This is a genomic window from Leisingera sp. SS27, assembly GCF_028368855.1.
GTDB lineage: Bacteria > Pseudomonadota > Alphaproteobacteria > Rhodobacterales > Rhodobacteraceae > Leisingera.
The window spans coordinates 38,730-54,989 of record NZ_JAQNCY010000007.1 but is presented as its reverse complement, the minus strand read 5'-3'; the positions used below and the strand labels follow the sequence as shown (position 1 = coordinate 54,989).

Annotated in this window: 12 protein-coding genes, 1 tRNA gene, 2 pseudogenes and 1 other annotated feature; of the genes and pseudogenes, 9 read left to right on the top strand and 6 right to left on the bottom strand. The window is 57.2% G+C overall.

The annotated features are described in order from the left end of the window. Window positions 1–29 precede the first annotated feature (29 nt). The 5 genes and pseudogenes from N6L27_RS15465 (at window position 30) to N6L27_RS15445 (ending at window position 3,822) form a co-directional block, all read left to right on the top strand. Window positions 30–407, top strand: a complete 378-nt coding sequence (locus N6L27_RS15465) for a hypothetical protein (RefSeq protein WP_271908196.1) — start codon at window positions 30–32, stop codon at window positions 405–407. Beyond that, window positions 407–1,174, top strand: coding sequence for a hypothetical protein (locus tag N6L27_RS15460; protein ID WP_271908195.1), 768 nt, complete (start codon window positions 407–409; stop codon window positions 1,172–1,174). The genes N6L27_RS15465 and N6L27_RS15460 overlap by 1 nt, the downstream gene beginning before the upstream one ends. Before the next feature lie 127 nt (window positions 1,175–1,301). Further along, entirely contained in the window at window positions 1,302–1,772 is a 471-nt protein-coding gene (locus N6L27_RS15455) for a GNAT family N-acetyltransferase (protein WP_271908194.1), read from the top strand. A gap of 47 nt (window positions 1,773–1,819) precedes the next feature. Next, a tRNA-Arg gene (locus tag N6L27_RS15450) sits at window positions 1,820–1,896 on the top strand. A gap of 473 nt (window positions 1,897–2,369) precedes the next feature. Then, window positions 2,370–3,822: pseudogene (locus N6L27_RS15445) on the top strand (IS3 family transposase). Beyond that, window positions 2,704–2,815, top strand: a sequence feature (AL1L pseudoknot). Its footprint overlaps the pseudogene before it by 112 nt. A 160-nt stretch (window positions 3,823–3,982) precedes the next feature. Here N6L27_RS15445 and N6L27_RS15440 read toward each other — a convergent pair. The 6 genes from N6L27_RS15440 to N6L27_RS15415 all read right to left on the bottom strand — a co-directional run bounded on the left by N6L27_RS15440 (window position 3,983) and on the right by N6L27_RS15415 (window position 11,650). Next, window positions 3,983–5,029: a hypothetical protein gene (locus N6L27_RS15440; RefSeq protein WP_271908193.1), complete on the bottom strand. Its 1,047-nt coding sequence runs from the start codon at window positions 5,027–5,029 to the stop codon at window positions 3,983–3,985. Window positions 5,030–5,100: 71 nt separating this feature from the next. Further along, a complete protein-coding gene (locus tag N6L27_RS15435; protein WP_271908192.1) occupies window positions 5,101–5,475 on the bottom strand; it encodes a TniQ family protein in 375 nt (124 codons plus the stop codon). A gap of 1,017 nt (window positions 5,476–6,492) precedes the next feature. Further along, window positions 6,493–8,610, bottom strand: coding sequence for a N,N-dimethylformamidase beta subunit family domain-containing protein (locus N6L27_RS15430; protein WP_271908191.1), 2,118 nt, complete (start codon window positions 8,608–8,610; stop codon window positions 6,493–6,495). A 3-nt stretch (window positions 8,611–8,613) separates the two neighbouring features. Next, window positions 8,614–10,014, bottom strand: a complete 1,401-nt coding sequence (locus N6L27_RS15425; protein ID WP_271908190.1) for a TRAP transporter large permease — start codon at window positions 10,012–10,014, stop codon at window positions 8,614–8,616. Next, complete coding sequence (locus tag N6L27_RS15420; protein ID WP_271908189.1) at window positions 10,011–10,493, bottom strand: TRAP transporter small permease; 483 nt, start codon at window positions 10,491–10,493, stop codon at window positions 10,011–10,013. Before N6L27_RS15420 ends, N6L27_RS15425 begins: the two co-directional genes overlap by 4 nt. A gap of 80 nt (window positions 10,494–10,573) precedes the next feature. After that, window positions 10,574–11,650: a TRAP transporter substrate-binding protein gene (locus N6L27_RS15415; RefSeq protein ID WP_271908188.1), complete on the bottom strand. Its 1,077-nt coding sequence runs from the start codon at window positions 11,648–11,650 to the stop codon at window positions 10,574–10,576. Window positions 11,651–11,680: 30 nt separating this feature from the next. Here N6L27_RS15415 and N6L27_RS15410 point away from each other — a divergent pair, with 30 nt between their 5' ends. From N6L27_RS15410 to N6L27_RS15395, 4 genes and pseudogenes are all read left to right on the top strand, one after another. Continuing rightward, window positions 11,681–12,604 (top strand): LysR family transcriptional regulator, encoded by a 924-nt coding sequence (locus N6L27_RS15410; RefSeq protein WP_271908187.1) that lies wholly within the window; start codon window positions 11,681–11,683, stop codon window positions 12,602–12,604. 222 nt (window positions 12,605–12,826) lie between these two features. Beyond that, window positions 12,827–13,759, top strand: a pseudogene (locus tag N6L27_RS15405) (IS5 family transposase). Window positions 13,760–14,145: 386 nt separating this feature from the next. Further along, the gene (locus N6L27_RS15400; RefSeq protein ID WP_271908186.1) at window positions 14,146–15,339 is read left to right on the top strand and encodes an ABC transporter substrate-binding protein; all 1,194 of its coding nucleotides are present in this window, start codon (window positions 14,146–14,148) and stop codon (window positions 15,337–15,339) included. A gap of 63 nt (window positions 15,340–15,402) precedes the next feature. Next, on the top strand, window positions 15,403–16,260 hold the full coding sequence (locus tag N6L27_RS15395; RefSeq protein WP_271908185.1) for a branched-chain amino acid ABC transporter permease: 858 nt from the start codon (window positions 15,403–15,405) through the stop codon (window positions 16,258–16,260).

Sequence of the window (16,260 nt, the reverse complement as noted above, 5' to 3'; positions counted from 1 at the left end):
AATCATCCGGACTGCCGCGGAGGCTGCCCATGACCCTGGCCCGCCAGCTCGATGTCCTGCGCCAGGTTGAGCCCGGCTGCCGCCTGGCGGCCTTTGGCGATCTAAGTGCCAGCATCGTGCTGCGCAGCAGCAGCGGCGACGGCCACCCGCAGGAATACCTTGACGATCTCTGCCAGCAGGCCCGCCGCGGCTTTTTGGCGCTGGACGCGGCGGCCCAGGCAGGTGGCGCGGCAGCGGCGCCCGCGGATGACGTGCTGCTGCTCGCCCCGGGCGAGGTGCGGCTGTTCCTGCGCGCCGGTGACGGCTCCGGCGATGCAGTGCTCTGTATCTGCGACGATGCCGATGCCGCCGCCCGGCTGGCCGCACCGGCCCGGCAGCTGCTGGCCCATCAGGACGGGGGCGCGTGATGGCCAATCCTGCGCAGCAGACCACTCAAGATGGCACCAGTACAGCCTCAGACCTGCATCAAGCGCTGATCAGGCTGGCCGAGCCCGCCCGCGCAGCGCTTTCCGGCACCGCTGACAGCCTGACCGACGCCGTGCTGCGCGAAATACGCGAAACTATGTTGCCGCGCGAAATCACCCTGTGCATCAGCGGCCGCGCCGCAGCCACCCTCACCGTGGCGCAGCGCCGGATTGCAGGCTTCACCCTCCAGGACAGCGCGGATCCCTCCTCCGCCGCTGAAGATCCGGAGACCGCAGCCCAGCTCTTTGCCGCCCGCTTGCAACTGCTGCAGGCGGGCGGCAAGGAAGGAAAAATCAGCTTCCGCCGGCGCCCCTGCGCCGCACCCCAAGGTGCCGGAACCTGCTCTGCCGGAACCCTTGCCGCCGCCCTCGCAGCGGCAAGCGGCAGCCGTCTGGACCATTTCCGCGCCCGGGCCCTGCCGCAGGCAACGGCCTGGTTGTTTTGCCCGCGCAGCACCAAGGAGATGCAAGGCGACGGGCCGGAGACGCTGCTGACCCAGCTGGATGCTGTGCGCCGGGCGCTGGCTTCCAAGGCCGCCCGTCCTGCCTCCGCCCGGATGCCGGTGCCGAAACCGGACTGCCTGCTGCTGCCGGTCACGCCGCAGCTGCACATTCTTGCCGCCTCCGACGGCGGGGGTCTGCTGCTGCTGGCCTTGCCGCCAGAGGCCGCCCGTACCCAGGCCGCTGCCTGGGCCGGCCTCTACCGCTGATAAGCCGCACGACTGCCCGAAAAACAGGCAAACCCCGCGCCGCAGGCCGCGGCACATCGCTAGCGCAATTGCCATCCACTGCGGGCCTTGCAATATGCTAAGGCAGCCAGCCCGATGGAGCCTGACAATGACCGCAGCAGACTTTGACATCTCCGCCGCCCGCCCTTCCGACCCGGAGGCCGCAGCCCTGATCCGCCGCCACCTGGCGCAGATGGCGGCGCAATCGCCCGAGGAAAGCTGCCACGCCATGGACATCAGCGGCCTGGAGGGGCCGGAGGTGCAGTTCTTCCTTCTGCGCCGGGACGGGCAGGCGCTGGCCATGGGCGGGCTCAAAGACCTCGGCGATGGCAGCCGCGAGCTGAAATCGATGCATACCTTGGCAGAGGCCCGCGGCAGCGGCGCAGGCCGCGCCATGCTGGCCTTCCTGTTGGACCTGGCCCGCCGTGCTCAGGCCACCGCGATCTACCTGGAAACCGGCTCCACCGAAGATTTCCTGCAGTCGCGCAGGCTTTATGAATCCTTCGGCTTTGCCCCTTGCCCGCCCTTTGCGGATTACGCCGAGGACCCCTGGTCGGTCTTTATGCAGCTGGACCTGTGAACCGCGGCTTGACCCCCGGCCGCAGCCTGTCATAACTGGCGCCACGCGGTCCCTTAGCTCAACTGGATAGAGCAGCTGACTTCTAATCAGCAGGTTGAGGGTTCGAGTCCTTCAGGGATCGCCATTTTTCACTTTAAATGCCAATTAGGCATAAACTTGCACACTTTGGGGTTTTGATGCACGCCCTGTGTCAAGTGGAAAGTGCCAAGTGAAGTTGAGAGTAGTAAAGGCTCAGATAGAAAACGCTTTCGCTCCTCGACCGGCCCCGGGGGCCAGCAGGCGAATGTCAGCTCATGAGCGTGTTCAGGACGGGTGCAACCTCCTTTAGGAGGTAGATCGGTCCGATAGCCACACCATTCAGCCGGAAAGCTCCAATCCTGTGAGCTGCAAAAGCCGCCAGAATCGTATTCCGGTGAAGCCCGGTCTCCTTCGCTATCACCGTCGGCGTGGTGAACTTGTCATGGAAAGCAGCGATGTCCGCACTGGACATCCGCCACTGGGAGCGCTTTGTCACCGGGTGCAGAACCTCCATCGCAGGCGTATTGAACCGCACCGGGTTTGCCGGAGGCTTCAACTCTTGAGTAGGATGAAGCCGCAATGAACAAGACAACAAACAAGTTTTCTCCTGAGGTCCGCGAGCGTGCGGTGCGGCTGGTGCTGGACAACCAGGACCAGCACAGTTCCCGCTGGCAGGCGATCATGTCGATCTCCGCGGAGATCGGCTGTTCGGCGCATACGCTGAATGAGTGGGTCAAGAAGGCAGAAGTCGACAGCGGCAAGCGAGCGGGCGTCCCAAAAGATGTCGCCGACAGTGCGAGTCGTTCGCGTAGCGATCAAATGATCCGGGGGATCATTTGAAGGCCTAAACGAAGGCGCTGGAGCGGGAGAACCGCGAGCTGCGTCAGGCGAACGAGATCCTCCGCAAGGCATCGGCTTATTTTGCGATGGCGAAACTCGACCACCGGTCGAAGTGATGGTGTCATTTATCGACATGCATCGCGCGGAGCATGGGGTCGAGCCGATCTGCATTCGCCATTGTCTCTCGGACCAATGGCGTTCCAATGGCTCATTCCTGCCAATTGCCCCTTCCACGTATTATGAGCACCTGGCGAAGCGGGCTGATCCGGCCCGGTTGTCGGACCGTGCCCGGCGTGACGAGGCATTGCGGCCCGAGATCCGGCGGGTTTTCGAAGAGAACTGGCGGGTCTATGGCGTGCGGAAGATCTGGAGGCAGTTGCAGCGGGAGGGGTTCACTGTTGCCCGCTGCACGGTTGCCCGGCTGATGAAGAGCATGGGGATTCGAGGCGCTCGCCATTGTCCTCGTACCAATGGCGGACAAAGGCTCGCTCCTGGGCAAGCCGCACAAGACCACGGTGCCTGACAAGAAGGCCCCATACCCGCTGGACAAGGTGAACCGGCAGTTCCGAGTGCCCGCGCCCAACATGCTCTGGGTCAGCGATTTCACCTATGTCGCCACTTGGATAGGGTTCGCCTATGTCGCCGCTCGCCATTGGGCTCGAACCAATGGCGCCTTCAATGGCTCGCTTATCGATGCCTATGCCCGCAAGATCGTTGGTTGGCGTGTCAGCACCTCGGCGCATGCCGGGTTTGTTCTCGATGCTCTGGAGCAAGCTGTTCACGAGCGGCGGCCGACAAAGGCGATGGGGCTTGTTCACCACTCCGACCGCGGCAGCCAATACCTGTCTTTCAAATACACAGAACGGTTGGGCGAAGCCGGTATCGAGCCCTCTGTCGGCAGCGTCGGAGACAGCTACGAGTTCAAGTAGGTCCGCGCAGCGGATCAAAAGATCCGGGGGATCATTTGAATGCGCAGAACGCCCTGGCTGAGACGATCAACGGATTGTTCAAAGCCGAGGTCATTCACCGCTGCGGCCCTTGGCGCAACTTCGAGGCAGTGGAATACGCAACACTCGAATGGGTGGACTGGTTCAACAACCGCCGTCTGCTTGAGCCTATCGGGAACATTCCGCCGGCAGAAGCAGAGGCCAATTTCTACGCCGCTCTGGAAACTAAGGACATTGCCGCGTAACTGACTGAAATCAGCCTCCGGCAAACCCGGTGCGGTTCATATAGCCACCTTCGATCAACGCTTGGAGCGCCCCTTTCTCCCGCACTCCGATTGAGCGGGCAAAGGCAGCTGCGTTCATCTCCCCTTCCATGGCCGCCATTTTCTGCTCGCGGGGGCGAAGTTACTCCGACTGATCAACTTCGGCAACGTTGACGACGAGTCCGTGATACCCAAACGTTTCAGCGCGCTTGCCGACCCTCAATCTGCCGCCCCTGATCGCAGCGATAACCTGGCCGACAGAAAGACCCACTCGCTTGTGAACATGCTGGATCATTTCACATCCTGGTGTACCCGCCTCAAGCAAAATTGCCGTTCGCTCCAACTCCTCGAGCAGGACCAGCCCGCCAGACACGCGCCAGGGAGACTTGATCGTCGCAACTTTCGTTCTGGGCGTCAGCACGCCGTCAGCCTCCAGTGATTTGAGTTCTACTAACGTTGCGCCCATAGCTTTGCGCATCGCAGTCGGCCCGACCAAAGTCGGGACCTCCTCCAGAAGGGGTTTGTATTTCTTTGCGTCGAAGGTTTTGCGAGCATCAGCGCGCGTGTCATCAGGAGGGAACGCTCCAGCCTCAGTCAGGAAGCCGTTGAGGACCGACCTGCCGACCCCGGTTTCCTTGTTTGCCGAGGCGAGAGAATGGATACGTCGTTCGGGCACGGTATGACCGAGAACCTCATCTCCCGCCTCGACCGGCCAGATCCTCAACAAATGCCGACGTACAATATCGCGAAACCCATCAAAGCTATCATCGCTGCGATAGAGGCGACCAAGGGCCTCGATCAGCATCGGCAATGCCTGTTTTGATCCAAAGTACCCCCCATCCCCCGCCTGCAAAACGCGATCAAGCGCACACGTGATTGCCTCAGGCCCTCTCGATGCGGCATCAAAGCCTTTGGCCTTCGCAGCACGGTCGTCGGCTTCAAGTTCCTGAGCACGAAGGAGTTCCTTGCCAAGCAACGCACAGCAGGTCATGGCGGCAATCAAAGGCTGAGTTGCCAGCCACGTTTTGTCCTCACCTTGCGACAGGCGCCGATCAAGCCAGGCGTCATAGGCGAACGGCTCAATCAGATCGCTGTCAAAATTGCCCGCCAGAAGGTCTGGCAGGATCTCAGCCAATCTGGCACCAGCATCATCACGATTTACAGGCCGCGAGCTTTCCCAAAGTGGCATCAGAGGATGGCGGTGCCGCAAGCACACATCAACACCGCGGCACAGCCAGTCTCCCGCCATGGCCATGTGCCTCAGCGGAGAGGCTTGTTTTCTGCCGCCTCGCGCAGGCAATGAGGGCAGCCGCGGATGACAGGGTTGCGTACGGCGCGGGAAACAAAAACTTCCCCGCGAAATTTCATGCGTACGCCCCCGATACGCTCACCTGTCCATAACAGCATGGTTGACAGCTGATCGGTCACCAAACCGGATCGGGTGGAAAAAATGTCAATTGCTTCCTGCTCCTGTTTCAGGATCCGCTTTAAACTAACGACAAGATCAAGGGCAAATCCGGTGGCGTCGGTACCATTGATCGCAGCCATGCGCGAAAAGAAAGAGGGAAGTGTCTCGCGCTCCGAAGGTTTGACCGCCAGGGGCAACGTTTCTATCAACGGGGAACTCCGTTTCATTCTTGCATAACTTTAGGGCAAGATCGCTTATGCAAGCGCAAGTGTCCAACCCGTGAGGCCCCAGGATAGATTCAGGATGGTATCAAACCCACCGTTGGTTGCGAGTGTGCTTCAAGGTAAGTTCGAGACCATTGACCCGGCTGTGTGAAAATTTTGAGAAGTTTGTAATCCCAGGATTGGGAACAGACATTCATGTCTGTTCCTTCACTGTAGACAGCACAATATCTGTCTTGCCTCAGGTAGAGCCAAGGTCAGGAATGCGCAGGAAGCCGCCGCTGCAAAGTTGCGAACCGTCTTCGCCTTAAGGAACCTGACCGGCCCATGCCGGACCTTCGCCCTACCTTCACGTTGCTGCAGGCGCAGCCCGCTTTCCGGTCATTCTCCGCGAGCAAAATCTGGAGATGATCCAACTCACAGTCTGCCGGACATTCCCCGACCTTGGGTTCTAGACCTTCGCTAACGCAGCATCACACTGCAAATGCAGCGTTGCGTTTTCCGCAGCGCGGCACATTTTCCGTTTCCGGTCATTCAAAATGGCTCAAACCGGCGAAATCCAAATTAACCGTTCGCTGCGGTCAAGAACAACAGTCAGGTCGCGGGACAAACCAGCCTTTTGCTCACGCGTCAATTGCTGGCGCAGCATCCGTTCGCACTCGCGGCGGCAAACTTGCCGCACAACAGTACAGGTCGCCGAAGCGGTCATTGCCAATCAGTTTCGAGGGCCTCATGACAACCGTACCTTCGCTGCAGGCGGCTTGGACGCAAAAGACGCGGGACAATGCAGACTAACGCCGCCGCGCCGAATGCACTTGCAGAAGACACGGATACTGGTTTGCGCCCGCGTCCGCTGCCATGTCTGTGAAGTGCTTGCCTCCAAACCGGTCTGTCATAACCACGTCAGTGAGTGGATTTCTATTCCGTCCGTTTGTCGCGGTTGATTTCAACTATTAAGTTGCGGATCTTGCGCGGGCGCCCGGAACCAAACCTGTTGGCGCGCCAGTCTCCAAAATGCAATTCCTACTGGGGGTATTCTTTTGCTAAAGCATGACACAGGATGTTTTCGAGCAGGCGGGAAACATCATTGTTGAAGCCATTCCACGGCAAACTGCCACAGAAGGTGATCGAACCGGTCGAAAAGACCGAGCCGCCGCCGGGCAGCTCCAAGTAAACCATGTCTGCGCGTAGCATGTCAGCTTCCGGGCCACCACTAAGGTTCGTAAGGTGCGTGAGCTGCTCCTCGGGCACAAGCATGAACTCACCCTCACGTGAGAAAGACTGCGCGAGGATCACTGTATCAGGGGGGGTGCCCAGACGCGCATCGCAGTGGTCCAGTTCGAACCCGGCGGCGCCATTGCCGCTGAAGCCGAAGTCGCCGAGGACATCGCTCTCGATTCCGTCAAAAATCCAGTCATAAGCCGGATCGGTGCAGGTGCGCTGATAGGGAGCGCCATGGAATTCCCCCTGCGCGGCAAAACCGATGCCAACCAGCTCTTGCGGCGGGCGGGCGTTGCGGCGCCACAAACCGCCGTAGCCGCCATCAAAAGCGTTGTAATATTCGCCCGGTTCAGCCGCCCAGGCCCGGATTCCATCTTCGGCCCGGCGGATTTCCAATAGGCCGGGGTTTTCCTGATGCACAGCGATACGCCAATAGAATCCGTTGCCGCCCAGGTAGTTGAGCGCACCGCCCGCGTCGCGGTAATCGCGCAGAGCATTCAAGGTTTCCGTTGTGTGATACTCGGGGTGGCTGCCGGTGGTGACGGCTGCATAGCCGGCAATTGCGGCAACCCCATCGTTGTGCAGCTCCGCATCTGTCACGATGTCATAGTCAATCCCCTTGGCATGCAGCCAGCTGAGCAAATGGCTGTCAGCCTGCAGGTGCCGCAACCCGGAGCAAGAGGTGTTGCCAAAGGTCACGTAGCCTGGCCGAAGGTTGAACAAGGGCCGCAGATGCGACGCGTGGCAGATGCCGGACCCATCGGAATGGTAATTATAGGTGGACAACCCGTACTGCGGGTATTCGACCGGATTGTGCGGGTAGGCATTCCACTCCGTATTTCGTTTCTGCCATTCCGGCTCATAGTCCGGCCGGGCGTGGTTGCCATAGATCGTGTAGGTGAAGGTTGACACCAGCACGCAAAGCCTGGCGCGCGGCTGCCCAAGCGGCGGGCAAATGAAAAAGGGCATGGCATCTTCCATGCCGTCTGCCTCAATCCGCATCACATACGCACCTGAAGGCATGTCTTCCGGAACTTTGAGACTGAAATCCGTCTCCCATTCAAAGTCATAGACATCATCTTCATGAAAATGAATGGCGCCATAGTGATCCGGGCGGTGCCGCCAGTTCATCTCAGAGCCGTCCCAGCGGGAGCCAGTCATGGCCCTCGCTGGAAAATTGATCAGCGTCAGGTCCGGCCCCGTTGTCGCGTGCCCCTGCGTTGAAGAGATCCCTTGCGAGAAGTCCCAGGCAGCCAGTGGAGCGCCGTTGGCCAGAATAGATGGATCTTCGATCTTACCGTTGAAATGATCTGAAGCCTGCCCATTGTGAAGGCGGGCCGCAATTGAAGGCCGCCCTGCCAGCACCGTTGGCGGGACAGCATGGCCATTCGACATAACCTCATTTTCAAAACTGCGTCCAAGCGGCGTCTGGGTTATGCTGATGTCTCCAGCTGCACTGATCCGGCCAGTGATCCGGTACCAATGCCGAAGGATCAGCGGCTGGCCGGTTGCCACTGCGCCATCCGGAGCCAAGAAGCTAGCGCTGCCATCATTTGCCAACGCAAGTTCATAGCCGCCGCAGGCCAGCACCACCTGCTGCTTACCTGTCTGCTTGGTCGCAAATACAATAGCGCTGAAGGCAAGATCCGTTGGAACCGGTGCAGATACTGCCCCTTTCGCCAGCCCGTACGAGCCACTGCGGAAACTCTGTTTGCGGGACGGGAATTGGATCGGGTCGAAATAGGCTGAGGCATCCTCCTCCACGATCCCTTGTCCTGCTGGATTGGGGTCGGCGCTTATGGACCGAAAGAGACGGGCCGTGACTTTGCCTTTGGCTTCGGAAGATATTTTGAATGCGATACTCTCGCCAGGGCGCGCGGACAGCCGGTCGCTGTAGCCAATAAGGGGAATGGTTTTCATGGGTTACCTCAAGCGTTCGCCATAGACGAGGTCAGGAAGGAAAGTGACCCAGCTGGAGAAGAAGACCAGCAGCAGGATCATTGCGATATAAGGGATCAGCAGCGGCAGCACCCCAACAGAGATTTCCTCGATGGAGATCCTGCTGATGCGGGCCGCAACAAAGAGGTTGACCCCGATGGGCGGTGTCAGAAAGCCGATTTCGCAGGTCATCACCGTGAAGATTCCAAAGACCACCGGGTCGATGCCCAGGCTGGTCACCAGCGGGAAAAACACGGCGGTAAAAATGATGATCTGCGGAATGCTCTCCAGCCACATGCCGACGAGGATGTAGAACACGCCGATCAGCAGCATCACCAGCCAGGGATAGGCTGCCAGATTCTGGAACAGGTCCAGGACCGACGACGGGATGTCAAAGATCGTGACCAGCTGGCCAAAGGCCTTGGTCGAGCCGAGAATGAACAAAACTGTGCCGATAACGATGGCGGTGAATTTGAAGGCCTGAAACAGTTTGCTCCAGGTCAGCCCCTTGTAGATGAACAGCCCGACAAAGAAACCATAGGCCACGGCAACGCCGGCTGCCTCGGACGGGGTAAAGATGCCAGCATAGATACCGCCCAGGATAATCACAGGCGCCATCACGGCCCATTTGCCTTCCCAGAGTGCTTCGAGCAGCGGTCCCCAGCCGAACCTTTCACCGGTGCCGCCATACCCGTTGCGCAATGAGATCACGAACACTACGGCCATCAGAATAAGCCCCAGTACTATGCCCGGCACGATACCCGCCAGAAACAGGCGCGGGATCGACACATCAGTGACCAAGGCGAATATGATCAGAAGGTTGGAGGGCGGGATCATACTGCCAAGTGCGCCGGCGGCGGCGGCGATGGCACCTGCGAAACGGGAGCGGTAGCCTTCCTCCTGCATGGCAGGAATAGTGATCGAACCGATTGCAGCGGTGGTTGCCGGGCCAGATCCTGACAACGCGGCAAAGAACATGCAGGCAACAACGGTTACAAGTCCCATTCCGCCCTTGTAGGCTCCAACAAGACGCTGCGCGATTGCGACCAGCTTGTCCGACATGCCGCCCTGCTCCATCAACTGACCAGCCAGAATGAACAGCGGAATAGTGACTAGCGGGAATGGTTCAAAGGCAGTCCAGGCTGCTTGCGCCATCAGTGTCAGCGGGATATCGGCAATCAGCAGTCCCGCGACGGTGGCGATGCCTGCGGCAAAGGGGATGGGAACCCCAATCGCCATGGTGACTACAAAAACGATAGCCATCATGATTGGCCCGTTCGCACCTGCAAACATGGCCAGGATCAATGCAATGATCAGAACCACCAGCACCGAAACAGCGGTCAGTGAGGTGCGGGTAGCTGTGTTTTCGATAGACGCTTCTTTCATAGCGGCAAACCTTTCCAGTTATTGGCACGCCAGCGCCAGTAGACCTGCAGCATGCGGAACAGCATCAGGCAGAAGGCAATGGGAATGAACATTTGCACCCAGCGCTGTTCGATCCCCAAGCCCGGTGTCTGATAGGTCACTTCGAACAGAAGCTGCGTATAGGTTGTGGTCTGCACGATCATGAAGATCACAAACCCCAGCCACAGCGCATCGGCAAGTACAACGGAACAGATTTGCAGGCTGCGCGGCAGGCGGCTGATCAGCAGGGTGATGCGGATGTGTGCCCGGTCCCGGACAGCCATCACCGCCCCGAGATAGACCGCAAAGATCATGCCATAGACGGCGGTTTCTTCGGCCCAGGCAGCCGCGGAATGAAAGATAAATCGCAGCACCACCTGCATGAGAACCGAGCCGACCACCATGCACAGAAAGAACGTGCAAAGGACCTCCTCGAAATACCGGTCAAGGCGCGAAAGCATCGGCACCTCCATTGACATATGCATCTAAAAAAGCGGGCACATGAGGGTGGAACATGTACCCGCAGTCGGGGAGAAATCCGTTAGTCAGCCGCAGCGCGGATGGCCGCCAGGAGCGTTTTGAAGTCATCCCCTTTTTCAGCGGCATAGCGGTCCTGCACGCGCTGGCCAGCGGCCAGAAAACCGGACCGCTCAAACTCAGCAGTTTGCATGCCGCCCTCGCCAGTCAGGAATGCACGGATACCTGCAACCCGGCTGCCCATTTCCTCTTTCTGATACAATCCTGCGTCCCTGGCCGCCCGCAACACAGCATCGCGCTGCGTGCCGTCCAGCTTGTTCATGATCCGGTCACTGGCAAACAATGGCGAGAAGTATGAGAAATGCTCAAGCACAGTGAAATGCGGCATGATCTCGTAAAACTTCTGGGATTTGATGAACGAGGTGCCATTGTCCGCTCCTTCGACCGTACCGGTCTGCAACGCGGTTGGTGTGTCGGCCCAAGGCAGCGGAATCGGAGCTGCACCGAACTCTGCAAAAGTGTCGATCATCACCTGGTTTTTGGGTACTCGCACCTTTAGCCCGGCCATGTCCTCCATTTTGGTGATCGGATTGCGGGCGTTATAAAAATCGCGGTCGCCTACAAAGCCAAATGTCAGCAAATGCACATTGGTCGCGGCATGCAGCTGATCGGAAAATCCAGCGCCGACTTCTCCTTCCAGCACCTTATAGGCATGGTTTTTGTCCTCAAAGATGTAGGGCAGCACAAAGGCGTCCATTAGCGGAAAGTGCGGCGAGATGTTGTTGCCGGTGATTATGTGCATGTCGATGGTGCCCAGCTGCATCGCCTTAAACGCTTCATCCTCGCCCATAAGTTGACCGCAGCAACGGACGCGGACATCTATCGTGCCACCGGAATACTCCTCAGCTAGTTCCTCGAACTTGTCGGCCAATACGCTGTAAGAGCTGCCTTCGGCTGCAGCATAGCCAAGGTTGATGGTGACATTGCCAGCCCACGCATTTTGCGCCGGTGCTGCGGCGATGGCTGCCGAAGCCAGGATTGGCAGTAGCTTTCCCTCAAACATTTCGTTTCCTCCCAGAAGTTTTGAGTCTTTCGAACTGCAGAGAGCTTGGCACAGGAAAACATGCAGGTATAATATCAATTAAGTCATATCTGATACCCAAGAGGCATCATGCGCATAGGTTTGAGGCATATCCGCTATTTCATTGCTGTCGCCGAAGAGCTGCATTTCCGCCGCGCTGCTGTCCGGCTGAACATCGCACAGCCAGCGCTGAGCCGGGCAATTCAGCATCTTGAACGCGAATTACAGGTAAGCCTGTTTGAGCGCAGCAACCGGGCCACATTACTGACCGAAGCGGGCCGGGTGTTTCTGGACGGCTGCCGGGGTGTCCTGACGGCGACTGAACTCGCTGTTGAAAATGCGCGGCAAGCAGACCAGGGGCAGATAGGGTCACTGCGCATTGGGTGCACAGATTTTGCAATAGGCGGGTGCCTCCCCGATTTACTCAAGACTTTCCAGCAGGAATTTCCCGGCATTACGCTTAAACCGCATCACGGGGTTACAACTGAACAACTGCACCGTTTGGAAGATGGGACGCTGGATGTAGGCTTTGTTACCGGTCCGGTGAACCTGCCCGATATCGCCTCAGTCAGTGTCCAGCAGGAACACTTGCTCTGTATCGTCTACGAAGGGCACCCCCTTGCACACCGCAGCAGTATCCGGTTGGAAGAACTTGCAGCAGAGCGGTTTGTCCACGGTCCGGCTAAGGATTGGGAGTATTTCTATTACCATTTTTTGCCGCTTTGCCGCCGAGCTGGCTTTATGCCTGATATCGTTCAGGAGGCCTATAATTCCGCCGCCATTCTAGGGCTTGTTGCCAGCCGCATGGGGGTCACAGTTCTCGCCGAAAGCACCTGCCGCACCCCGCCGCCGGGATTGGTCTCCATTCCATTTGAAGATGTCATGGAAAGGCTTGAAACGATTGCGATCTGGAAGAAATCCAGCTGCAGCGGCGCTATGAACCGGTTTGTTGAGTTCCTTGCCCTGCAGCAAGGCTTTGCCGCCGGAAGTCAGGCGTCCAGCGGCAAAGCGTAACCCTACAACCGAAAGGCGCGGGGACAGTTGTTTCCAAAAGGAGCAGATCAATTCGGATCATTTATCGGAGCATTGTTGATAGTGCTCAGCTCTTCCATGATATCAAATACATAGTCTGCAATATCGGTCACCCCAAAGGCCTCAAGCCGCTTCATACGGGCTCTGTTGCGCAAATCACCTGTCGAGATTCATCTCATGAATCCAGTATGGTAGCTGGTGTGTATGAGCAGACCAATACCACCAACCTATAAGACCAAGAACTGGCCGGACTACAACGAGGCACCCAAGCAGTGTGGCTCCCTGACAATCTGGTTCGATCCCGAGATGAATTGGGCGGCGGAACTGTCCTGCAAACGAGGTCGACAGCAAACTTACAGCGATGCTGCGATCCAGGCCTGTCTGAGGATGAAAGTGTTGTTCGGAATGGCGCTGCGGCAGACGACCGGGTTCGATGACAGTTTGCTTCGGCTGATCGGTCTGGATTGGACGGTCCCGGATTTCAGCACCTTGTGTCGGCGACAAAAGACGTTGGCTGTGAACATCCCATATCGCGGATCACAAGGCCCGCTGCACCTCCTGATCGACAGCACAGGCATCAAGGCCGAAGGTGAAGGCGAGTGGCATGTGCGCAAGCATGGCGGCCCCAACCGCCGCCTGTGGCGCAAAATACACCTCGGGATCGATGAGCAAACGTTGGAAGTTCGAGCTATCGAGATCACCGGCAGCAGCATTGGTGACGCACCCATGCTGCCCGAGCTGCTCAGCTAGATCCCGCCTGACCAAGAGATCGGTTCGGTGACCGCGGACGGAGCCTATGATACCCGCAAGTGCCACGATGCCATCGCGGATCGGGGTGCTGCCGCTGTCATCCCACCGCGCAGAAACGCCAAGCTCTGGAAGCCCAGCAGCGCTGGTGCTGTGGCGCGTAACGAGGCCCTCCGGGCATCAAAATACTTGGGCCGCGCACTCTGGCGACGATGGGCCGGATACCACCGCCGGAGCCGCGTCGAAACAAAGATGCACTGTGTGAAACTGCTGGGCCAAAGCCTTATGGCACGAGACTTCGACCGCCAAGTCGCGGAACTCCATATCCACGTCGCCGTCCTCAACCGCTACACCGCACTTGGCATCCCAGCTACCGAGGTCGTAGGATAAGTCCGCCCAGGGAAAGGGGAATTGCGACCCTCAACCGATTTGCGCAACAGATTCCCCATCTTACACAGGTGCGTTAATTTCCAAAACTGTCGAATACTCGCTTTCTGTCTTAGTTGGCCCGAATTTGCGGAACTCTGGAGATGCGTGTGCTGAACCACCTCAAAACCATAGCTGCACGAATATCCTCATTCCAAAGAGGCACTACTGTTGCCTTCATATTAAACACTTTAGAATCTAATATTTACGAGCAATGCCAACACTCACCTCGCCCCCTGCGAGCACAAGAAAAAACGCCTTTCTGACCGATTGTGCGGTTTTTCTTGACTTTATAGTCAGCTTATTGGTTACATCTTGATCACATAATCAGATTCTGGGAGGATCACTCAATGGACAGAAGAAAGTTTCTAGTTACGTCGACTGCGGCGGCAGCAGCCCTCAGCTTGCCCACACTAGCGAAAGCGTCGGGCGGTATTGATATTTTTGGGTTGAAGTCAGTTTCCGGCAACTTTGCCAGTTACGGTAAATTCGCAAATCAGGGCAGCGAAATGGCTGTAGAAGCCGCTGGCAGCGTCATTGGCAAGGCTCTGAACTACCGCCTTCTGGATAGCGAAGGCAACGCAGGGAAAGCAGTGCGTAAGATCAAGGAAGCCATTGAAAAAGACAACGCGAGATTTTTCAACGGTGCCACTCTGTCTTCAACTGGCCTGGCTGTCGGCAAAGAAGTTGCAAATGTCGGTGGAGTCTTCACTACTCCAGTTGGAGCGGACGAGGTGACTGGTAGTGAGTGCAACCGCTCAACATTCCGCTGGTCGACACCTACATTCGGTGCGGTTGAACAAACTTTGAGGCCTCTTCTCGAACTAGATCCATCAATCAAAAGCGCGTACACTATCACACCGCAATACGTATTTGGTGAGGCTTTGCTGACAAACACAAAAAATGTTCTTGCAGACAAAGGTGTAGAGCACGTTGGCAACAGCTACCACTCACTCAGCGAAAAAGAATTCTCGGGATATATTACAAACGCAGCTGCGGCCAAGCCCGACCTGCTTGTCCTTCTGAACTTCGGCGGGCAATCTTCTACGTCTCTTCGGCAAGCAATGAACTTTGGCCTGAAGAATAAAATGAAAATTCTCGTTGTTTGGAGTGCTGGTCTGGATCAATACAAGTCCCTTGGGTCCGATATTCTTGAGAACGTTTATCTTGGCGCCCAATACTGGCATGAAGTCCAGAATCCGGGCAATGCGCGATTTGTTGAGTTGTGCCGCAATAAGTACGGTGTAAATCCTGTTTACCCGATGGCAGGCGACTATATTGGAACCAAGATTATTATCGATGCCATTGAAAAAGCTGGCTCAGATGATCCTGCGGCAGTCATTTCCGCTATGGAAGGGATGACTTACGAAGGCTTAACCGGCGAAGAGACGATCCGCGCCTTCGACCATCAGGCAATCAAGGATTACTATCTGCTAAAAGGTAAAGCGAAAAGCGCCATGTCCGACGAAGACAATTTCGTTGACGTTATCAGTTCAGGAAAGTCATTCCCCGATGAAAATGCTTCCCTGTGTAAGATGTCGTAATCTTGCATAATAACTAACGAGCCAGGGGCTCAAGAACCCCTGGCTCATTCTATGGGGAAATACATGGAACTCTTCTTCTTTCAGCTCCTGAACGGGCTTGGGCTCGGTGTGATTTACTTCCTACTTTCCGTTGGACTTACAATCACGTTCGGCCTTCTGAACTTTGTCAATTTTGCACACGGCGCATTCTATATGGTCGGAGCGTATGTCACCTTTGTCATTGTATCTCTGACCGGTAACTTCTGGCTTGCGCTTCTGATTGCCCCTTTAGTCATTGGAGCCTTGGCTATTGCGCTTGAGCAAAGCGTCGTCAAATTCTCCTATGTTCTGGAACACAAGTATCAGATCCTGGTGACCCTTGGCGTCGCGCTGATGCTGCAGGAGTTGGTCATTATGATTTGGGGGCCGATCGGAAAAAACGTCTCGCCTCCCAGTTCATTGGCAGGAATTATTGAGATTGGGGACTTCATTTACCCCAAATATCGTGCGTTTGTAATCACATTTTCTGCACTGATCGCAATCGTCGTGTGGTGGGGGCTGGAAAAAACAAAATTCGGTGCACTAGTTCGGGCAGGCTCCGAAAATGCGCAAATGGTTGGTCTTCTTGGCGTGAACATCACGCGTCTATTCTCAATTACATTTGGATTGGGAGGGCTTTTGGCAGGCTTGGCGGGCGTGCTCGCGGCACCACTTCGAGGGGCTGACCCCTTTATGGGCGTTGAAGCGCTCGGCATCGCCTTTATCGTTGTTGTGATAGGAGGCATGGGTAGCTTTCTTGGAGCCCTCGTTGGCGGTCTTGTAGTTGGCGTTATGCAAAGCGTCATGAGTAGCGTCTGGCCGGAAGGTGCTAGTCTGATGGTTTACGCAGCAATGGCTGCAGTGATCTTGTCACGGCCGCGCGGCCTATTTGGAAGGGCATAA